The sequence below is a fragment of the Saccharopolyspora sp. NPDC049426 genome, from assembly GCF_040676935.1.
Taxonomy (GTDB): domain Bacteria; phylum Actinomycetota; class Actinomycetes; order Mycobacteriales; family Pseudonocardiaceae; genus Saccharopolyspora.
In genome coordinates this window covers 1-19856 of record NZ_JBFAPZ010000011.1, presented here as the reverse complement: position 1 = coordinate 19856, position 19856 = coordinate 1, and the positions used below count along the sequence as shown (strand labels likewise).

The following is a 19856-nucleotide window of genomic DNA, read 5'->3' as shown; positions in this document are numbered from 1 at the left end:
GGTCAAAGCGGCAGCGGGAAACCGGCCGACCGAAATGCCGACCATCGTCCGGAACTGCGCGGAGCGGGTCGAGTTCGGCCGATCGGCGGTGCGCGAACCGCCCGGTGCAGGTGGACGAGCTGCTGCCGGAGAGGGACGTTCGGCAAATTGGTTGAACTGTTCCTAGGCCGGGGCCCGTGTGGTGGGTATGACGGGAACGACGGCTCAGCCCGCGGTCGCCGCGGGCGAGGTGTGTCGACTGACGATTCAGGGCCCCAGCTCGCGGGTCGAGCTCGCTGTACCCGCCCACATTCCGCTCGCGGACCTGCTGCCCACCTTCCTCGACCACCTCGGGGGAGGGCTCGGCAACGCGGGTCTGGAGCACGACGGTTGGGTCCTGCAGCGGCTCGGTGAGCCGGCCCTGCAGGAGGATCTCGGCACCGCCGCCCTGGGCCTCTACGACGGCGACATCCTCTACCTCAGGCCGCGCAACGACCAGTTGCCGCCTGCCGACTTCGACGACCTCGCCGACGGCGTGGCCACCGGAATCCGCGACCAGCGCCGCGACCTGTGGCGCCCGGAGAGCACCCGCCGCGCGTTCCTCGCGCTGCTCGGCGCCTCGCTGGCGCTCGGGCTCGTCCTGCTGCCCACCGTCGGAGCGGGGCAGTGGGTGGCGATCACCGCGGGTGGCGTCGCGCTGCTGCTGCTCGGCGCCGCCACCCTGGCCTCGCGGGCGCTCGGCGACCGGGCCGCCGCGGAACTGCTGTTCTCCGGCAGCGCCGCGTTCGGCGCCGCCGCCGGGTGGGCGCTGCCGATGATCGGCCGACCCGTCATCGCGATGAACCCGCAGCTCGTGGCGCCCTGCCTGACCGCCGCGGCCGTGTGCACCAGCGCCATCGTACTCGGCCGCTTCCTGGTCGGCGGCGGATTCGGCGCCGGGTACCTCGCCGCCGTGCTGGCGACCGGCCTGACCGCGCTCGTCGGCCTGCTCAACACCTTCGACATGCTCTCCGCGGGCGGTGCCGCCGCCGTCGTGCTGGCCGTGACGCTGCTGGTCGGAACCCGCGTTCCGCGCATCGCCGCCTGGATGGCCGGTCTCAAGGTCCCGCCGCTGCCCACCTCCGCCGAGGAGTTCCAGGAAGGCATCGACCCGGAACCCGGCCGCGAGCTGATGAACCGCACCGCCGCAGCCGACTTCAACCTCACCGCGCTGTGCTTCGGGCTCGGCGTCGTCATCGCGGGCTGCCTCGGCATCCTCGCCTTCACCCCGGGATGGGCGTCACCCACCCTGGCCGCGATCGCCTCGCTGCTGCTCCTGCTGCACTCCCGCGAATTCGTCAGCTCCCGCCAACGCGTCGCCGTCATGGTGCCCGGCTTCCTCGGGCTCGCCGCCGTGATCTCCGCGATGTGCCTGCTGATCCCCGGAACCTGGCGGATCTTCATCATCGGCGGACTCGTCCTGCTCGCCGGACTGCTGCTCGCCGGGGCCCGCGGCCTGCCCGGCCGCAAGATGCTGCCGCACTGGGGCCGCGCCGGCGACTGGGCGCACACCACCCTGGCCATCGCGATCATCCCCATGACCTTCGCGGCCCTGGACCTCTACGCCCTGGTGAGGGCCTCATGGTCGTGAAGAAGGACTTCCAGAGGTTCGCCTGCTCCGCGGTTCGTGAGCCGCTGATCGCGGCTGCGGATTCCGCGCTGACCCCTCACCCCCTGCTGCGGGGAGGTCGTCGTGCACTCGCGAAGTGATCAGGTCCAGGCGCACTCCTTCATGTCGGCGCGGGTCGTCTCCGCGCTGGTGCAGGCCGAACCCGACGCACCCGACCCGCCGCTGCGGCGGACCCCGCTGGGCTACGTGATCGGCCTGATGCTGTCGATGCTCATCGTCGCCGGATTCGCCGTGGCCGGCGTTCTCGGCTTCGGGGGAGCGACCGACTGGTCCAAGCCAGGCAAGCTCATCGTGGAGAAGGAGACCGGCAGCCAGTACGTGCTGGCCTCCGACGGCACGCTGCGCCCGGTGCTCAACTACGCGTCGGCGCGGCTGCTCGGGGCGAAGGAGGTCGCGGAGGTGTCCCGCTCGACGTTGAGCGACGTCCCGCGCGGCACTCCGATCGGCATCATCGGCGCCCCCGACGGGATCCCGGCAGGCGGCGCGGGCGGCGCCGCCCAGGCGTGGCTGGTCTGCGCGACCACCACCCGCGACGCCGCCGGGGCTCCGCACGCCACCGTCACCCTGCACGTCGGCGACACGTCCGATGTGGAGCCCGCGCGGCAGGACGAGGCCGTCCTCGTGCGCTCCAGCAGCGGCGACCAGTACCTGGTGTGGCGCGACAAGCGGATGAAGCTCAGCGCACCGTGGGTGGCCGCGGTGCTGGGCTACGACGCCTCCACCGCGCTGCCGGTGCGAGACGCGTTCATCAACGCCTTGCCCGCCGGACCGGACCTCGGGCCGCTGCGGATCCCCGGAGCCGGACAGCCCGGCCCGTCGCTCGGCGGCCAGCCCACCCGCATCGGGCAGATCTTCTCCGTCAGCGTCGTCGGCCGCCCGCAGACCCTCCACATGCTCACCACCGGCGGGCTGATGCCGGTCAACGGCACCACCGCGGCCCTGGCGATGGGCGACCCGGCCGGCGGCGGGCAGCCGAGCCCACGAATCCTCTCGCCCGCGGCGATGGCCTCGGTCGGGCAGATGCCCTCGTCGCCGCTGATGTCGCAGCTGCCGGACGAGCCGCCCTCGCTGCTGCCCACCGCCGGAACGTCCGACTCCTCCGACCGCGGAGCGCCCTGCGCCCAGGTCGAGCCCGGACCGCGCGGCGCCAAGTCCACATTGGTCAGCGGATGGCCCGAAGCCGGCGTGATCGTCGGCGGACCCGGCATCGAACGCGACGAGTTCACCGCCGACCGCATCGACGTCCAACCCGGCGCGGGTGTGCTCGCTCGCACGCTGCCCGCACCCGGCGTGCCAGGCGCCGGCCTCTACCTGGTCACCGACTCGGGCGCCAAGTACCCGGTGCCCGGCCAGAGCGCGGCCGAAGCCCTCGGCTATCGGCTGCCCGACGCGGTTCCGGTTCCAGCACACCTGCTCTCGCTGCTGCCGACCGGACCGGTTCTCGCACCGGAGCGAGCCGCAGGTGGTGGTGGTGTGCAAGCAGCACCATGACATGCCGTCCTCGTGGGCGGCGCACATCGAGCAAGTCCAATCCCGCACATACGCAAGGAGAACCCGATGACCGCACCAGGCGCCCAGTACGGCCTCAACGACTCGCAGCTGCAGCAGATCATCGAAGCGACCAACCAGTCGCTGTCGCAGATGCGCCAGCTCAACAACCAGGTCCAGGCGCAGGCGTCCTCGCTGGGCCAGGCCAACGTGTCCGACTCCGGTCGCATGCTCGTCGACAAGTTCGGCGTGTGGGCCGGCGACTTCTCGCGCATCGAGAACGAGCTCAACCAGCTCAACCAGCGCGTGATGGACGTCCGCAACGCATCGCTGCAGGCTGCCCAGCAGGCCGCAGACAACGCCTCCGGCGCCGACCTCTGATCATTGCTTGGCGGTGCTGGTAGCGGAACCTGAGCGGCTCTGTGGACTCCGGGCGCCACTCCTGATGTTTACCTCTTACCCCAGGGGTGGACATCGGCGTCGCGTCGTCCTCGCCACAGAGCTGCTCAGAACCCGCGGCGGTGCCGGTTGCTCAGGTGGGGCAAGGAGAAAGCACCTTCGGTGCTTGCGTCGAAGCAGGGCGAGCAAACCTTCTACCTAGAACGGAGATTGAGATGACCCAGTTCAGCGTGCAGCACGGGGCCTATGAAGAGGTCAACATGGGGCTGCAGCAGGCCGTTCGTCAGATGGGGACCATCCTCGACGAGCTCAACGGCTTTCTGAAGAACATGGGCGAGGCCACCCAGGGTAAGGCCGCGCCGCTGTGGGCCGAGAAGCAGCAGAAGTGGAACCAGGCCTACACCGAGATGAACACCCGCCTGAGCAGCGGCTCCACCTCCTCGAACAACGCCGCTCAGGCATTCCAAGACGGTGACAACCGCAGCGCCCAGATCATGGCGTAAGGGAGTTCCTGCGGTTGGTTTGCTCAGCGGTGCGGGTGGCGGAACCTCAGCGGCTCTCTGGGTCCGGGCGCCACTCCTGATGTATGCCAATACACGGCGTCGCGGCGTCCTCCCCAGAGAACCGCTGAGAACCCGCGGCGGTGCCGGCTGAGTCCCACACCTGAAGAAGCGGAGGCGGCCTTGGTCGCTGAAGTGCTTCAGGTGGTTGAAGTTTCGGGTGCGGGTCGCAACGCGCAGCGGCCCGCGCCCGATTCCCCTTTCCCTCCCTGAGAAAAGGAGAGTCTCGTGGCTGACGAGACGAAGACGAAGTTCGACAGCGGTCAGTACGAGAAGCTGATCAAGAACGTCGACACCCACGAGGACGAGCTGCGCAAGCAGTTCCTGGGCGCCAGCTCGGGAATCCGCCTCGCCGCTGACCTCGGCGAGCGGGTCCACGCGGGCAACCCGGAGTGGCCCGCAATCCAGTCGCTCAACGAATCCCTGGGCGCGCTGGGAAAGTCCGCCGAGACCATGAACGAGAAGACCAGCAAGGACTGGCGCAAGTTCACCGATGCCCTCAACGACGCCAAGCGCGTCTTCGAGGACACCGACGACCTCGCCAGCTACTCCGCGACCGAGTTCGTCCAGGACTACCCGGACATCTCCGGAACGCAGACCCCGGCCGCGTGACTTCCGGTCCCCAGCAGCTAGTCCACGACCCTCGTTGATCGACCTCATCTGACGGCATCAGCCCTGGAGCAGGAGAAAGCCCATGCCCGAGAACGCGGACCTGTCAGGCCCCAGCAGTGACTGGACGTTCTTCCAGGCCCTCAACGCGTTAACCGGAAAAGGGCCGGACCTGAAATCCATGGCCGAAGGCGTCAAGTGGTTCGAGGTCGCCGGTGGTGGGGACGGTGGTGCCGGCGGCAAGGACGCCGACTTCACCGGGGACAAGCTCAAGGAAGACCTGACCAACCGGGTCGCCCCCACCGAAGACCTCACCTACACCGCGTTCGACCGGGTCTACTACCGGGTCAACCGCAACACCGCGGCGGCCGACGCGTGGACCAAGGCGATCAACGACGCCGGGACCATCGTCGCCGAGATGTCCTCGGGCAAGAGCGGCACCCTCGACCTGCCGACCCTGCGCCAGGCGCAGGACCTGGTCGGCAAGTACGAGAAGTGGCTGGAGAGCACCGGCAAGGACTTCCGGACCTGGGCCAAGTCGCTGGACTCAGATGACTCCGGGTTCAGCGGCAAGGCCGCCTCGGTCATCCAGGGGCGCATGGACCAGAACGCCGACAAGCTGGAAGGCTTGCACGAACAGCTCACCATCGACCGCGGCGTCGCGGTCTCGGTGGCGCTGAAGAACCTCGGCGACAAGATCGAAGCGGCGGTCAACGGACTGGCCCAAGCCTTCTACGACTTCCGCAGCCGCGCGCTGTACCTGCCCAACAACAAGCGCGTCGACTACGAGAACCAGCTCTACGAATTCCTGACCAACGGCGTCGGCCTGGTCAACGGCGCTCCGAACTACCAGCTCGACGGCAAGAGCACCTCCGAAGCCCAGGAGTACATCAACACCTCGCTGGCCAGCTTCAAGGAAGGCAACCTGGTCACCGCCGGTCCGTGGGACAAGATGAACACGGAGATCACCAACGCCGCGCTCACCGAGCTCAAGACGCTCGACACCGCGGCCGCTGCGGCGCTCAAGCCCCTCGAAGAGGAGCTGAGGTACACGCAGTCGGCGATCAAGGAGCTCACCGAGCCGGAGACGAGCGCCCCGAACACCCCGCCGACCACGCCGCCTGGCGGCAACACCAACGTTCCGCCTCCGCCCGGCGGCAACACGAACATCCCGCCGCCGCCCGGGGGCAACACCAACGTGCCCCCACCTGGCGGCAACACGAACGTGCCTCCGCCCGGCGGGAACACGAACGTCCCGCCACCCGGTGGCGGCGATGGCCTCGGCGGCGACCCGGCCAACGGTGGTGCGGGCGGTGGTGACGGGCTCGGTGGTCCCGGTGGCGGTGATCTCGCCAACGGCGGTGCCGGTGGCCTGGGTGGCGGCGACGGCCTCGACGGTCCCGGCGGAGGCGACCAGGCCAACGGTGGCGCGGGTGGTCTCGGCACAGGTGACGGGCTCGGTGGTCCCGCTGGCGGCGACCTCGCCAACGGCGGTGCCGGTGGTCTCGGCGGTGGCGACGGGCTCGGCGGTGACTCCGGTCTGGGAACCGGCGACAACGGTGCGAACGGCGGTGCGCCCCCGCCGATGGTCGGACCCGGCGGTCTCGGCCTGGCCGGTGGCACCGGCGGCGGCGCGAGCAACAAGTCCGGCATCAGCCCCAACGGCGACCCGGCGAACGGCGGCGCGGGCGGTTTCGGCGACTTCGGCCAGACCGACCCCGCCAACGGTGGCGCCGGCGGCCTCGGCGACGGGACCCAGCAGCCCGGCCTGGTCGACAGCGGCCTGACCGAGAGCTCCTTCAACCCCGCCAACGGAGGTGCCGGAGGCTTCGGCGACACCCCCGGCCAGCAGGACCAGGATCGTCCCGGCGGCATGGCCGGGGTTCCCCTGGACTCCAACGGCAACCCGATCCCCGGTGCCGGTGAAGGCATCGGTGACCTCGCCAACGGCGGTGCCGGTGGTTTCGGTGACGCGGATCTGCCCGGTGGCGCGGATTCGGGCCTGGGTGCGGGTCAGGGTCTGGGTGATCCGGCGAACGGTGGTGCCGGTGGTTTCGGTGATCTGCCTGGTGGCGCTGATGGTGGTGTGGGTGCGGGTCAGGGTTTGGGTGATCCGGCCAATGGTGGTGCCGGAGGCTTCGGCGATCTGCCCGGTGGGCAGGGCGGTTTCGATCCCGGTGGCCTCGGGTCCGACGCCGGTGCAGGCCTGGGCGACCCGGCCAACGGCGGCTTGGGCGGTTTCGACCCCGGCGGCCTCGGGTCCGGCGCGGGCGCGGGCCTCGGCGACGCCGCCAACGGCGGAGCAGGTGGGTTCGGCGAGGGCGCAGGCGGTCTCGGATCCGGTGGCTTCGACGGCGTGTCCGATCCGGCCGAGGGCTACGGCTTCGACAGCGTCTCCGACGGATTCGGCGCGCCGGACGGTTCGGCCGACGGTCTCGGCGGCTCGGGCAGCGGCTCCGAACAGCAGCGCGGCGGAGCGGGTGGCGGCACGTCCGGCTTCGGCATGGGTTCCGGTGCGGGCTCCGGTCTCGGCGGCTCGCAGTCCTCGGCGCTGCCGCCGGGCATGAGCCAGCTCAACGGCCCCTCCACCCAGCAGGGAATGGGCGGGATGCCGTTCATGCCGCCGATGATGGGCGGAATGGGCGGCCAGCAGGGCGACAAGAACGAACGCGAACGGCAGACCTGGCTGTCCGAGGACGAGGACGTCTGGGGCACCAACGCCGACGCGGGCATGGGCGTCATCGGGCTGCCCGACGAAGCGGACTTCGACGTCGACGAGCAGGTCGCCGCGGGTCCCGTTCGTCCGCCGCGCCAGCCGCAGACGCAGCCGACGCCCGCCGAGCAGGAGCAGACCACCCAGGCAACGACGTCCGGGCAGGGCTGAGGAGCTGTTTGAGAAATGGGCCAACGCACGGCGCTTCGGCCGTCCTCACCAGGAGACGTCTGAGAACCGGTGGCTGTGCGAGTTGAGTCCCGCACCTGAAGCTGCGGCTGCAACCGCGTTGTGAGAACTCTTTCGTCAGGCAGGTACCGGGAAGGAGGGAGTGACCAGCGATGTCATCTCCCCTGTTCAACCAGATGGAAAACGCGCTGGCCGACCTCCGGGAGCAGCAGGAGCGCATCCGCGAGGCGCAGCAGCGGGCCGAGAAGGAGACCACGACGGTCTCCAGCAAGGACCGCTCGATATCCGCGACGGTGGACCACCGGCAACGGCTCACCGGCCTGAAGTTCTCCGGCACCCGCTACCGCACGATGGCGCCCGCCGAACTGGCCAACAAGATCGTCGAGCTGGTCCGGCAGGCCCAGGACGAGGCGAGCCAGAAGTCCATCGCGACCTACAGCGCGATGGCACCCGCGGGTTTCGGCTCCGCGCTGACCGAGATGGTCAACGGCGAGTTCGACCTGGACAAGATGTTCGACGAGGCGGTGCGCGAGGCCGACAGCACGTCCGACGCCGCCGACGAGGGGGAGGGGACCGATCGTGGCAAGTGAGGACAACGACCTCGTCGCAGCGGACATCGAGGCGCTCAAGAAGGGCGGTGTCGACCTGACCCGCATCGCCGAGACCGCGAACTCCATCTACGCCGACCTCGCCCACGACTGCAACGCCTTCGCCATCGAGGGCGACGACGACATCGCCAAGACACTGCGGACGAAGTACGAGCCCGGCGAGAAGGACGGGCTGGAATTCCTCCGCATGCTCGGCATCACCATCGGCACCGACGGCGAGAAGGTCGTCGACGTCGGCAAGACCTTCGACGACATGAACGAGACCGCGAACAGCGAGGTGAGCCAGGGCGGCAGGAAGGCGTGAGCGCAGGCCCGGCGTGATCGACGAGTCACGCCGAGGCCGTTCGCGCACGGACGAGGGCGTGGGGGCTGACGATGGCGATCATGGTTCCGGAAGAGGTCGGAAACCTCTTCATGGTCTTGACCGGTGAGAAGTGGCCGCAGATCAATGAAGATCAACTTCGGAAGCTGTCGGATTCGTGGCGCAACACCTCCGCACGGCTGCGAAGCGAACTCACGCCAGAACTCGCCCAGGCCATCAAGCTCATCCGCTCGGAGTTCTACGGCAAGGCGGCGATGCGCTTCGCCGACCGGATGGCGCCGTACGTCGAGAGCAACGGCTACATCGAAACCGCGGCCACCGGTTACGAGCAGATCGCCGGGTTCCTCAAGCAGCTCTCGGTGCAGACCGAGTACGTCAAGCTCGTCAGCCTGCTGTCGCTGATCGAGCTGCTCGCCGAGATCGCCTGGGCCATCGCGATGGCCGGCCCCACCTTCGGCGCGAGCATGGCCTGGCTCGCCGGCCGCTACGCCATCGTCCGCTTCCTGCTGAAGAACATCTGGGGCCGACTGCTGATGCGCGTCATCCAGGCGCAGGTCTTCGGCATCGCGTTCCAGGTCGCCATCGACGCCGCCGCCCAGGGCATCCAGATGGCCAAGGGCACCCGCGACGACTGGGACGAGGACTCCACCAAGCAGGCCGCAGCCGTCGGTGCGCTCGGCGGTGCGCTGGCCCTGCCCTTCGCCGCGCTCGGCGGCGCGATGGGCAACATGCTCGCCAAGGGCCTGGTCAAGGGCGTCGGCGACCAGATCGACAACGACATCCTCAAGGCAGCCGCGGAGGCCGCGTCCAAGAACTTCGCCGACGACTTCCCGAAGGCGCCGTCGCTGGCCAAGTTCGCCACGCAGGTCTCCGACCACATGAACACCCACATCGCCCGCGACCTCGGTGCCCACACGCCCGGCAACTACGCGGGCATGAGCCTCAAGGGCATGTGGGCCGAGAAGTTCGGTCGCGGTCTGGCCGACGCGGTCGAGGAGGGCCTGCACGAGTTCTTCACCGAGGGCCTCTACAGCGCGATGACGGGCAAGGGCTTCCAGGCCAACCCGTACTCGTTCACCGCGGGCATGTCCGCCGGTCTCTCGGAGAACCTGGGCAGCGTCATCGGCGCCGGCATCTACAGCAACCTCACCCCGGGCAGCGGTGAGAACCCGTTCCTGGCCGCGCAGCGCGAGGGAGACGGTCCCCACTCCGACACCTCGCCGCTGCTGGGCGGCGACGGCGACCTGGACACGTCCGACATCGACAGCGACGCCCAGAGCATCTCCTCCGACGGCGGTCTCGCCGGGGGAGGGGGCGTCGCAGGCGGCGGATCCGATGGTTCGAAGGGGCAGGGGAACCAGGGCGGGGGAAGCCCCGGGCCGGACGGCGCCGGAACGAACCCGTCGTCGCTCGGGCAGTCCCAGACGCAGGTCCCGGGCCAGTCGGGCGGTCAGAACGCCCAGTCCGGCCCGGGTTCGGACTCGTCGAACGGGTCGATCACCGAGTCGCAGACCCAGGTCCCGACGCAGCCGGGGTCGGAGACCGGCGATTCGTCGGGGCCGGAGACCGTCAGCGTCGGCGCCGGTGGCACGGACGGTGGGCTCGGGAGCTCGTCACCGTCGAGCTCCAGCCCGGAGATCTCACCGGGGAATCCGTCGTCGAGCTCTTCGTCGAACCCCGAGAGATCGCATGGCCTTCCATCGCCGAGCCCGTCCAACGCGGACATCTCGCCAGGGCTCCCACCGGCCGGTCAGCAGTCGAACACCGATGGCACCAGCGGACTTCCTCCGTCCACACCGGAATCCGCGCCTCCCGGCCAGGGTGATGCGCAGGGCACTTCCGGTCAGGTCAACGACGAGGATTCCACTCCGACCTCGCAGGCCGGAGGTTCCAGCGGCGCCCAGACGCCGATGAACTCGGGTGCTCAGCAGTCCGGTCAGATCAACCCGGACGGGCCTGACTCCGTCGCGCAGGGCACCGAATCGACCTCGCAGTCGAGCTCGTCGGGCACCAACCCGGCGCAGCCCGCTCCGCAGAACAACGCGCCGCAGCAGAGCGGTTCGGACCCGACGGCGCCGCAGCAGTCCACAACGGACTCCGTCTCCACCGCGGCCACCACACCGGAGAGCGCTCCGCCGAACGACGCCGGGACGCAGCCGACGACGACACCGGTCGGCACCGGCGCGGACACCGCGCAGGTCGACCAGACCGGTCAGGTCGCGCCGAACTCGGCGCAGTCGCAGACCGACCTGGCCCAGCACCAGGTGAACGAGACCGGACAGCAGGACCTGTCCGGCGACAGCACCACCTCGACCACGCCCGAGAGCTCGACCGACGGTCGCACTCAGCCGGACGGTCAGACGCGGTCGAACACCCAGGCCCAGGACGCGAACACCCAGGTTCAGCAGAACGAGCAGACCGGCAACGGTGCCGCGACCGGCCAGCAGCCCATCGGCGGGATGGCCGGCACGGGACAGACCGGGCAGACGCAGACATCGACGAGCACCGCGACGAACTCGACCACCCCGACGAGTTCGACACCGTCGCAGAGCCAGCCGCAGTCGGGCGCGAACTCGTCGACCACGCGCGGTGGCACGGCCGGCACCGGTCAGGCCTCCCCGTCGGTCACCGACGTGGCGGCCACTTCGCAGACCGCGGTGCCGGAGATCCCCGGCTCACCCGCCCCCGAGTTCTCGGATGCCGCGGTCACCGTCGACTCCAGCGGCAACGTGGTCGAGAACGCGCAGAACCAGGAGACGTCGGAGAGCACCGCGAACGACCAGCAGTCCCAGAGCCAGGACACCGGTCGGCAGCAGCGGTCCACTCAGGACCAGAGCACGCCCCAGGACACCAACGACGACCAGAGCACGGCGCAGCAGGAGCACACGCAGCAGGGCACCGGCACGACCGCGAACGACGACCCCTTCGCCGCGTTGGACCAGGACCCGCAGTTGGACCTGACGCTGACCGACCCGTCGCAGGTCACCCCGGCACCCGTGCTGCCGGAGACGGCGCGGGCCGCGGATTCCTTCGCCGCCGACATGGCCGCGCACGTCGACGAGACCCCGCGTCCCGCGGAGCTCACCCGCGACGGCGTCATCTCCCACAACTCCCGACTGCTGCCCAGCGACGGCGTGTGGTCCCCGAACCAGAACGCGCCGCTGGCGGCCAACGTCGCCGCCAAGATCGACATCGCCCCGCCGGTGAGGGCCGGGCTGCAGCAGCAGTTCCAGCAACTGGTCGACACCCGCGGCGAGCTCGGCCTGCTGCAGATCCTCTCCAGCGGACGCAGCTTCCAGGTGCCCACCCGCGACGGCGTCCAGAGCGTGTTCGTGCGGATGGCCCCCGACACCGTGGCGCCGGTCGCCACCTCCGACACCGCCGTGCACAACACCCCGGCGCAGAGCAGCAAGCACGAAGGCGCCAGCCGGTCCATCTCCAGCCACGGGGTTTCCCGCAAGCTGCGGCAGAACGCGGTCGTCGGCTGGGTGGACTCGGCGATCGAGGTGGCGGCGACCTCGCTGAACCTGCGCGTGATGCCGTTCCTCGGATGGGGCGAGAGCCGCAGCAACACCGTCTCGGACAAGACCGGCAACACCAGGGAACGCACCGCGAAGCTCGGCGGCCACCACAAGGCGTTCGACGTCAACTTCCAGGTCCAGTGGGAGGCTGACGGCAACCGGGGCAGCTCCCGGTTCGACCCCACGGTCCGCTTGGCCTACCCCGAGACGGTCCTCGAGAAGCCCCGTCCGGCACCCGTCCCCGCCGGCACGAACCCGACCACCGCCCCCGACGTGCCGGGTGCCCAGAACGCCCCGGCTCCGCGGGCACCGGTGCCGGTGCCCGCCGACGTCCAGCAGCTGATCGCCAACCTCGACGGCTACGCGGGTATCGGCGACCTCAACCGCAACGTCATGTCCACGCTGCCCGACTGGGTCCGCGAGGACACCGCGCTCCGGGACGGCGTTGCCACCAAGGTCGACACCGCGCAGTTCGTGGAGGAGACCTCCGAGGGCCTGGTCAACGGCATCGACATCAGCCAGCGCACCACCTACCCCAAGTGGCTGCGGATGCCGGGCAAGAACTGGTCGAAGCACCCCGAGGTCAAGGTGAAGGTCGAACCGCAGGTGCGCGGTTTCGAGAAGATCGGCGACCCGCAGCCGATCCGCACCGGCGAGATCCTGCGCAACACCAAGGACACCAGCGTCTCCAACGGCATCGGGTCGCGCGCCGTCGGCGGCATCCGCCTCCGAGGCCTGTTCACCTCGGGCGAGGCGAAGATCGACGGGCACGGCAGCCCGCTGCAGATCGGTCCCATCGGCGTCCTCTCGCTCACCTCCAACCGCAAGGAGTCCCAGACCGGCCGGGAAGCGGGCACCAACAAGGACAAGTCGCTGGAGAGCGACGGCGCCCAGCGCTACCGGATCGATCTGTCGCTGGCCGCGGAGATCACCTCGCGGCCGGGTGGCAAGGCCGAGTCCGACCCGGTCGCGGTGCAACCCACCGACGGCGCCACCTACGTGTGGGTGCGCAACGAGGACGTGCCCGAGTTCGAGCGGCTGCTCGACGACGCCCTCGACCCGAACGGCACGACTCCCACCGCCCAGCCGACCACCGCGCCCGAGCACGGCGAACGCATCCGCACCGTCCTCGACGGCGAGGGCATGTTCAAGAACGTGGTCCGGGTGGGCGGAACCGGACAGCTGCGTGACCAGGCCCGGCAGCACATCCAGCAGCAGCTCACCTCGCGGGGCGTGGACACCGGCGCGGTCGACTGGAACCAGGTCAACCGCGACCTGAGCAGCTTCGGCCCCTACAAGGTGATGACCAAGTTCGACGACCTCACCGGCGACGGCAAGCCGGTGACCGTCGACGTCACGGCCGGCGGGCGGAAGTTCCACTTCGAGCTCACCGCCGACCTCGGCGACGTGACGGGACGGCGCACGCTCGACAACGACGTCAGGTTCAGCGCCACGCGCAAGCACGGCACCGGCTGGAAGACCGGGTTCACGACCAGCTTCGGCGTCGGCGCGCTGCTGGCGGGCATGGTCCGCACCACGATCCGGCCCGCCGGGTACGGCTCCAACAGCTACGTCGGCGGCATCGCCGGGCTCGGCGGCAGCTGGAGCCGCGGCAAGTCCAGCGGGCACGGCGACAGCCTCGAATCCGAGCAGCGCATCAAGTACGAGGGCAAGGCCGACCGGGTCACCCGCGACATCACCTGGGACCTCAGGGCCACCGACACGTCCGCGCGAAACCCGTTCAGCCGCAGGACGCAGCCCACCGAGATGCAGGTCCCGGGGCACGCGGACTACCGGGTGGCCAGCTTCATGCTCGACGCCGACGCGGGCTGGAACCCGGGCGACCCGGAGCCCGCGGCCACGCGCGACCTCAACGACGGCAACCGCGTCGACATGAACAACACCGCCGTCGTCTCGGTGGTCGACCTCTACGGCAAGGCCAACGACGCGTTCCACGAGATGCAGCGCGACGCCGTCCGCAGCGCCAAGGAAGGCAGGTTCGAGCGGTTCCGCCGCTGGATCGCGCACACCGGCAGCACCGACCCGAAGCACAGCAACCCGAAGCACCTCGTCGACGTCGACCCGCAGTGGTGGCAGACCCGGCTCGCGGGCATGTTCCACGCGCCGCAGGTGCGCGACGACGGCGCGCACGGCGGCGTGCTCTTCGACCGCATGCAGCGCGGCGCGTTCGAGATGCGGGTGCACAACGAGCGGCCGCTCGGCCCGGTGCCCGGCAACTCGACGTGGGAGACCACCAACAGGACGGGCGTGTCGATCTCCCACGGCACCAGCAGCGGCACCGAGGGCGAGATCGGGCTCAACTTCTGGGGCAGCATGGCCGACGCCGGCGCCGGGGCGTCCCTGTCGACCGGACGTGGGACCGATGATTCGCTGGGCGGCTCCACCAAGGCCGCCTCGCAGGTGAAGACGCCGATGCAGCTCTACACCGGCGACCTGGTGCTCTCGGTGCGCGCCGACGCGTGGCAGCAGCTGTTCGGGCAGCCGAACCACCGCTGGGACGCGATCAGCCCCTACCCGACCGGGGCGCAGGGCGACCACGTCGAGATCGTCGTCCCCGACGGCCTGCTCTACGTCAAACCGCAGAACCCGGTGACCACGCACGCGGACGGCCGGCTCACCGAGGACCTGCCGCTGCTGCGAGACCTCGGCAAGGGCCTGGACCGCTCCGTCGTCGTCTCCGGGTTCACCCGGGACGCGCCGGACCCGGCTAGCATGACCCAATCCGATCAATCGCAGAGCGACCAGACGCAGTCCGATCAGACGCCGCAGCCGGGAACTCACGATCGCTTGTCGGACGACGCGATCCGCGCGCTCTGGCACGCCGCGCCCGAGCTCTTCCCCGGCTGGAAACCGGATTCCGGCCGCCCGGCACCGCTCTTCGACGCCACCAACGCGCTGCGCGCGCTCGACAACCCCGCCGACGTCCGCGAGATGCTCAACGGCGGCTGGCAGCGCACCATGTTCCGCTCCCGCTGGTTCGGCTCGGACTACTACACGTTCACCGCGACCGCCGAGCAGCAGCCGGGGGCGGAGATCATCGACCGCGGCGACGTGGCGACCGGCGGCTACGCCGAGACCCAAGGCGTGCGCGGGCAGGGCCAGGACTCATCGCGCGACGTGGCCACCTCGCTGTCGCTGACCGCGTGGCCCATCGTCCCGACGACCGCCAACGGCGGGGCCATCGCCCCCATGCCGGTCGTGGGCTGGTCGAACCAGAGCGGCACGCAGCAGGCCAACGAGGTCGGCACGTTCGGCCAGGACCGCTCGGACACCGACGACCACGTCGGCGTGCGGGCGCCCGTGAAGATCAACTTCACGGTGCACCGGTTCCGAGTCCCGCCGCTGCTGCTGTCGACCTTCACCGAAGGCTCGGTCGGCTCCAGCGCCTACCGCCACCCCGAACTGCGCGAGGTGACGCTGCCCCCGCAGGTGTCCCAGACCCAGGGCAACGTCGACCTGAGCCTGCCCGAGTTCCTGCTCGACCAGCCCACCGACCACACGCCCGCCTCGACCGGCCGCGACATCACCGACACCGCCAAGCAGACCCCGTCCTTCCAGCTGGCCAAGGGCACCAGGGACCCGCAGCTCACCGAGCAGGTGGTGGACGCCATCGTCGACGCCCGCGGGCACAAGGACCTGGTGAACCGCTGGTTCGGCGAGGGAACGCCGAACCGGGGCAAGATCGACACGCTGTTCTCGCCGGACATGATCGTGCCGAACATCGGCCACGACCGGCGGCTGCTCAGCGACGACGGCTACACGACCTCGTTCAAGGTGCACGACCGGTTCCTCTCGGTGGACTACGAGGTGCAGGTCAAGCCCCGGCTGACCGATCCGCAGTTCATGCACTCCTGGACCGAGGCGCAGCACGAGGAGAAGCACGGCCAGGAAGCCGGGCAGTCCTCCAGCGACGCCAACGCCCGCAGCGCTGACGCTGGCCTGGGCCTGATGGCCATCCACGGCACCAACTGGAGCAACGCCGAGAACGCGGCCTCGCGCGGTGTTGCGGGCTCCGAGACGGCAGCCGCCGCGCTGGAGCAGAGTCACAACTCCCGCACCCGCCAGCAGGACTGGCGCCGCTACACCGCGATCCCGCACTACGACGTGGTGATCCGCTCCAAGCCGCACTTCGCGCCCTCCTGGTCCGAGCACCGGATGGAGGGCCCGAACGGGTTCACCGGCACACCGGTCGAGTTCGACGTCCGCGAAGGCGAGCACACCCCGTTCGACAACCCGCCGCGGAACGCCCCCGCGACGACCCGGACCGCACCGGTCCCCACCGCCCAGGACACGGCCGCGGGGAACACTCGGACGCCCGAGCAGGCGCAGCAGGAGATCCAGACACTCGAAGACCAGATCGCCGAGCTGACCTCGCAGTACGACCGGGTGACCAACAGGATCAACCAGCTCGCCGACGCCGCGCGGGCCATGGCCGAACCGCACCTCGATGGCGGGCCGCGTCCCGACCCGCGCCAGGTCGAGATCATCCACCGCGCGGGCGTCGAGGTCACCGAGCCGGACGTGCAGCGGCTCGACCAGCTCGGCAGGCAGATCGCCGAGAACGAGTTCGAGCTGCAGGACCTGCGGCGCGATATCGGACCCGGAATCCCGCCGAACACCGCTCAGGACAACGGGATCCACCCGGACGAGAGCAGGACCGACACCGACGGCCAGCGCTTCGACCGGTCAGGCAACCTGCTCGAACGAGGGCAGGACGGCCAGTGGCGCAAGCAGAAGTACTTCGCGCTGCCCTGGCTGGACGACAACACGGTGGTGCTCGGCGTCCGGCCCGAGACCAACCCCTACACCGGACAGCCCAACCACATGGGCGGATTCCCGACCGTCCCCGGCGGCACCGCCCAGCAGCACCACGGCACCGGCGGAGACATCGTCGGCGGCGCGCTGTCGAACCAGATCGCCCAGGACCTGCGCGGCACCTACCAGATCACCGGCCACGACGGCATCGCGCACTCCACCCCCGGCAGCGGTAACGCGAAGGCCGATGCGCACTACGTCCCGGTGAACCTGGAACGCACCGGAAGCACGCAGTCCACCACCAGCACCCAGGAGACCGGGCGCAGCGTCGAGATCGACGTCCGCGACCTCGGGGTGACGAAGCAGAGCACCGGCCGGGAGATCCTCGCCGCCGTGGCCTACGCCTCGGGCATCGACGACTTCGGGTCGCAGCGCGCCGCGGAGTTCTTCGCCGACCCCGCCAGTGCCCAGATCGCCGAGTCCATCCGCGACCGGCTGCCGACCGCAGCACCGCAGCCCGCACCGGTCCAGCAGCCGGTGGACGTCGACGAGCCGTTGCCGAGGTTCACGGTGGAGGCCGAGCGGTGGAAGCCCCTGGACAACGCCTTCGTCTTCGGCAACACCGACGGGCAGCCGAGCGTCCAGCGCGGCCCGGGAAGCGGCATCCGGCAGGAGATCCGCTACAGCCTCACGCCGGAACCGGGGCGCTGGAACCTGGAGACGAAGCTGCACTTGCGTCCGGCTGATGGCGTGAGCGCGGCGGATCTGGCGGCGGTGCGCGCCAACACCGCCGCGGGCATCGAACGGCTGCTCAACCAGCAGGCCCACCTGTTGCCCGGACCGGACGTCGAGGCCCACGCCAACGTGGTCTTCGTAGACGACCCGGCTGATGCGGATGGTGTCGTCGAGGTGGTGCCGGGTCGGCCGGATGATGTGCAGAATCCGATGGATCAGCATCGGTGGGCGGCGGGTGCCACTCCGTCGGAGTTCACCCACGAGGTCATGCACTTCTTCGGTGTCCGGGATGCTTATCCGCATCCGCGTCAGTTGTTGAGCACTTCGGACAGTCCGGTGCCGGGCGATCTGATGGACACCCGCTGGGATGGTGTCGATTACCGGATTCTCGATCGGCACATGCAGCAGATCATGGACGTGGCTTCGCCGCATCTGCCGGGTTCGCTGGTGACCGATGGTGTGGTTCCGACTTCGTCGGGCACCACGACGTCCTCCCAGCGCGAGACCAACCCGGCCGACGTCTCACCGGCGGTCCCGCCGAGCGACCGGCCCCGGAGGCACCGCGGCAGCCACCACGACCCGTACGCGGGCTCGTCGAGGCTTTCCCGCTCGTCGCACGCGCCGCGTTCGCACAACTCCTCCTACGCGACCACCTCGTCGCCCGCGTACCCGACCGGGCCCGTCACCCTCGACAACCCGCAGTTGCGGGCGAATCCGCCACGTCCGCAGTGGATGTACCGGGGTGATACGCGTCCGCCGGAGGAGATCTTCCGCGATGGCATGACGTCATGGGGCCGGGACTACAACCTGGTGTCGCACGTGCACGGTGGCGAGCACGCGCGCAACTCCGGCTACGTGTCGGTGACTCCCAGCTCGACCGCCGCGCACCAGTTCGTCGTCCCCGACGGTGGCGAACCGATCCGCCACAACGGTCGCTGGTACGTGCCCATGTCGGGGCAGATCTACCAGATCCAGTCCTCCGGCAACATGATTCACATGGCGTCGCAGAACCTGCCGCAGGATCTGCTGGAGCGGATGCAGTACCAGACCGAGTGGGACTCGGTGCGTCACGTGGACCGGCGCAACATCCACTCCGCGATGGCCGTGAGCGGGCACTTCCACCAGGGGCCCGACGGTCGCCGCACGATCCTGCCGGGCACGACACCGAGGCTCACCAACGTCGACAACGACGGATTCGTCGACGGCTACCGGGGTTACGACCCGCACGCCGACCGGGACAGCGGGTTCACCCGCGACACCGATCTCGGACTCGGTCGTTCGCCCAGGCGCCGCTCGCCGTCCGACGACGGTCACGACTACCCGGCCACCACGAGCTCGTCGTCCTACTACCCGAGGTACTCGAGCTCGTACGACAACTACTACGACCGGAGGCCCGGACTGCCGCCCAGCGCGGAGAGCTCCAGCACCGGTTCCCTGACGTCTCCCGACGTTCAGCAGAACGCCAACGACGAGGTCGCGCTCGACAACCCGCAGCTGCGGGCGAACCCGCCGCGACCGCAGTGGATGTACCGGGGTGACACGCGTCCGCCGGAGGAGATCTTCCGCGACGGCATGACCGCCTGGGGCAGGGACTACGACCTGGTCGCCCACGTGCACGGCGGAGACCAGGCCATGAGCTCCGGCTACGTGTCGGTGACCCCCAGTTCCGTTGCGGCGCACCAGTTCGTGGTGCCCAACGGCGGCCAGCCGATCCAGCGCGACGGCAAGTGGTACTTCCCGATGGCCGGGCAGATCTACCAGATCGAGTCCTCGGGCAACATGATTCACATGGCCTCGCAGAACCTGCCGCAGGCGCTGCTGGACCGCATGCAGTTCCAGACCGAGTGGGACGCCGTCCGCCACATCGATCCGGAGAACATCCACTCCGCGATGACCGTCGAGGGCTACTTCCACCAGGGCCCCGACGGCAAGCGCACCATCCTGCCCGGCACGACGCCGAACCTCACCAACGTCGACAACGACAACTTCGTTCCGGGCCACCGGGGTTACGACCCGCACGCCGATCCCACCAGCGGTTTCACCCGCGACAGCGATCTCGGACTCGCCGAGGACTCCCAGGCCGGTCGCAACACCGACTCGGCTGACATCTCGCCCGGTCTGCCGCCGTCGGATGGGTCCCGGCACTCCTCGCACTCGCGTCGTTCGCACGAGTCCTCGCGGTCGCATCACTCGTCGAGGTCGCATCATTCGTCGGGGTCGCACCGTTCGTCGTCGGGTCGGCCGTCGTATTCGACGTACACGGCGGTTCCGTCGTCTTCGGCTCAGGC

Annotated in this window: 9 protein-coding genes; all 9 read left to right on the top strand. The window is 69.8% G+C overall.

Annotated elements, in window-relative coordinates:
- Positions 1-187 precede the first annotated feature (187 nt).
- Positions 188-1609, top strand: coding sequence for a type VII secretion integral membrane protein EccD (eccD, locus tag AB0J78_RS23135; protein WP_363792316.1), 1422 nt, complete (start codon positions 188-190; stop codon positions 1607-1609).
- A 102-nt stretch (positions 1610-1711) separates the two neighbouring features.
- Positions 1712-3139, top strand: coding sequence for a type VII secretion protein EccB (gene eccB / locus AB0J78_RS23130; protein ID WP_363792314.1), 1428 nt, complete (start codon positions 1712-1714; stop codon positions 3137-3139).
- A 66-nt stretch (positions 3140-3205) separates the two neighbouring features.
- A complete protein-coding gene (locus tag AB0J78_RS23125; protein WP_363792312.1) occupies positions 3206-3517 on the top strand; it encodes a hypothetical protein in 312 nt (103 codons plus the stop codon).
- Positions 3518-3750: 233 nt separating this feature from the next.
- Positions 3751-4038 carry a hypothetical protein gene (locus AB0J78_RS23120; RefSeq protein WP_363792310.1) on the top strand — a complete coding sequence of 96 codons (288 nt, stop codon included), beginning with the start codon at positions 3751-3753 and terminating at the stop codon, positions 4036-4038.
- A 285-nt stretch (positions 4039-4323) separates the two neighbouring features.
- Complete coding sequence (locus AB0J78_RS23115; RefSeq protein WP_363792308.1) at positions 4324-4707, top strand: hypothetical protein; 384 nt, start codon at positions 4324-4326, stop codon at positions 4705-4707.
- A gap of 82 nt (positions 4708-4789) precedes the next feature.
- The gene (locus AB0J78_RS23110) at positions 4790-7588 is read left to right on the top strand and encodes a hypothetical protein (protein ID WP_363792306.1); all 2799 of its coding nucleotides are present in this window, start codon (positions 4790-4792) and stop codon (positions 7586-7588) included.
- 170 nt (positions 7589-7758) lie between these two features.
- Entirely contained in the window at positions 7759-8196 is a 438-nt protein-coding gene (locus AB0J78_RS23105; protein ID WP_363792304.1) for a YbaB/EbfC family nucleoid-associated protein, read from the top strand.
- Positions 8186-8518 carry a hypothetical protein gene (locus tag AB0J78_RS23100; RefSeq protein WP_363792302.1) on the top strand — a complete coding sequence of 111 codons (333 nt, stop codon included), beginning with the start codon at positions 8186-8188 and terminating at the stop codon, positions 8516-8518. The genes AB0J78_RS23105 and AB0J78_RS23100 overlap by 11 nt, the downstream gene beginning before the upstream one ends.
- A gap of 71 nt (positions 8519-8589) precedes the next feature.
- Positions 8590-19856, top strand: an 11267-nt coding sequence (locus tag AB0J78_RS23095) for a hypothetical protein (RefSeq protein WP_363792300.1), incomplete at its 3' end; no start/stop codon positions are given.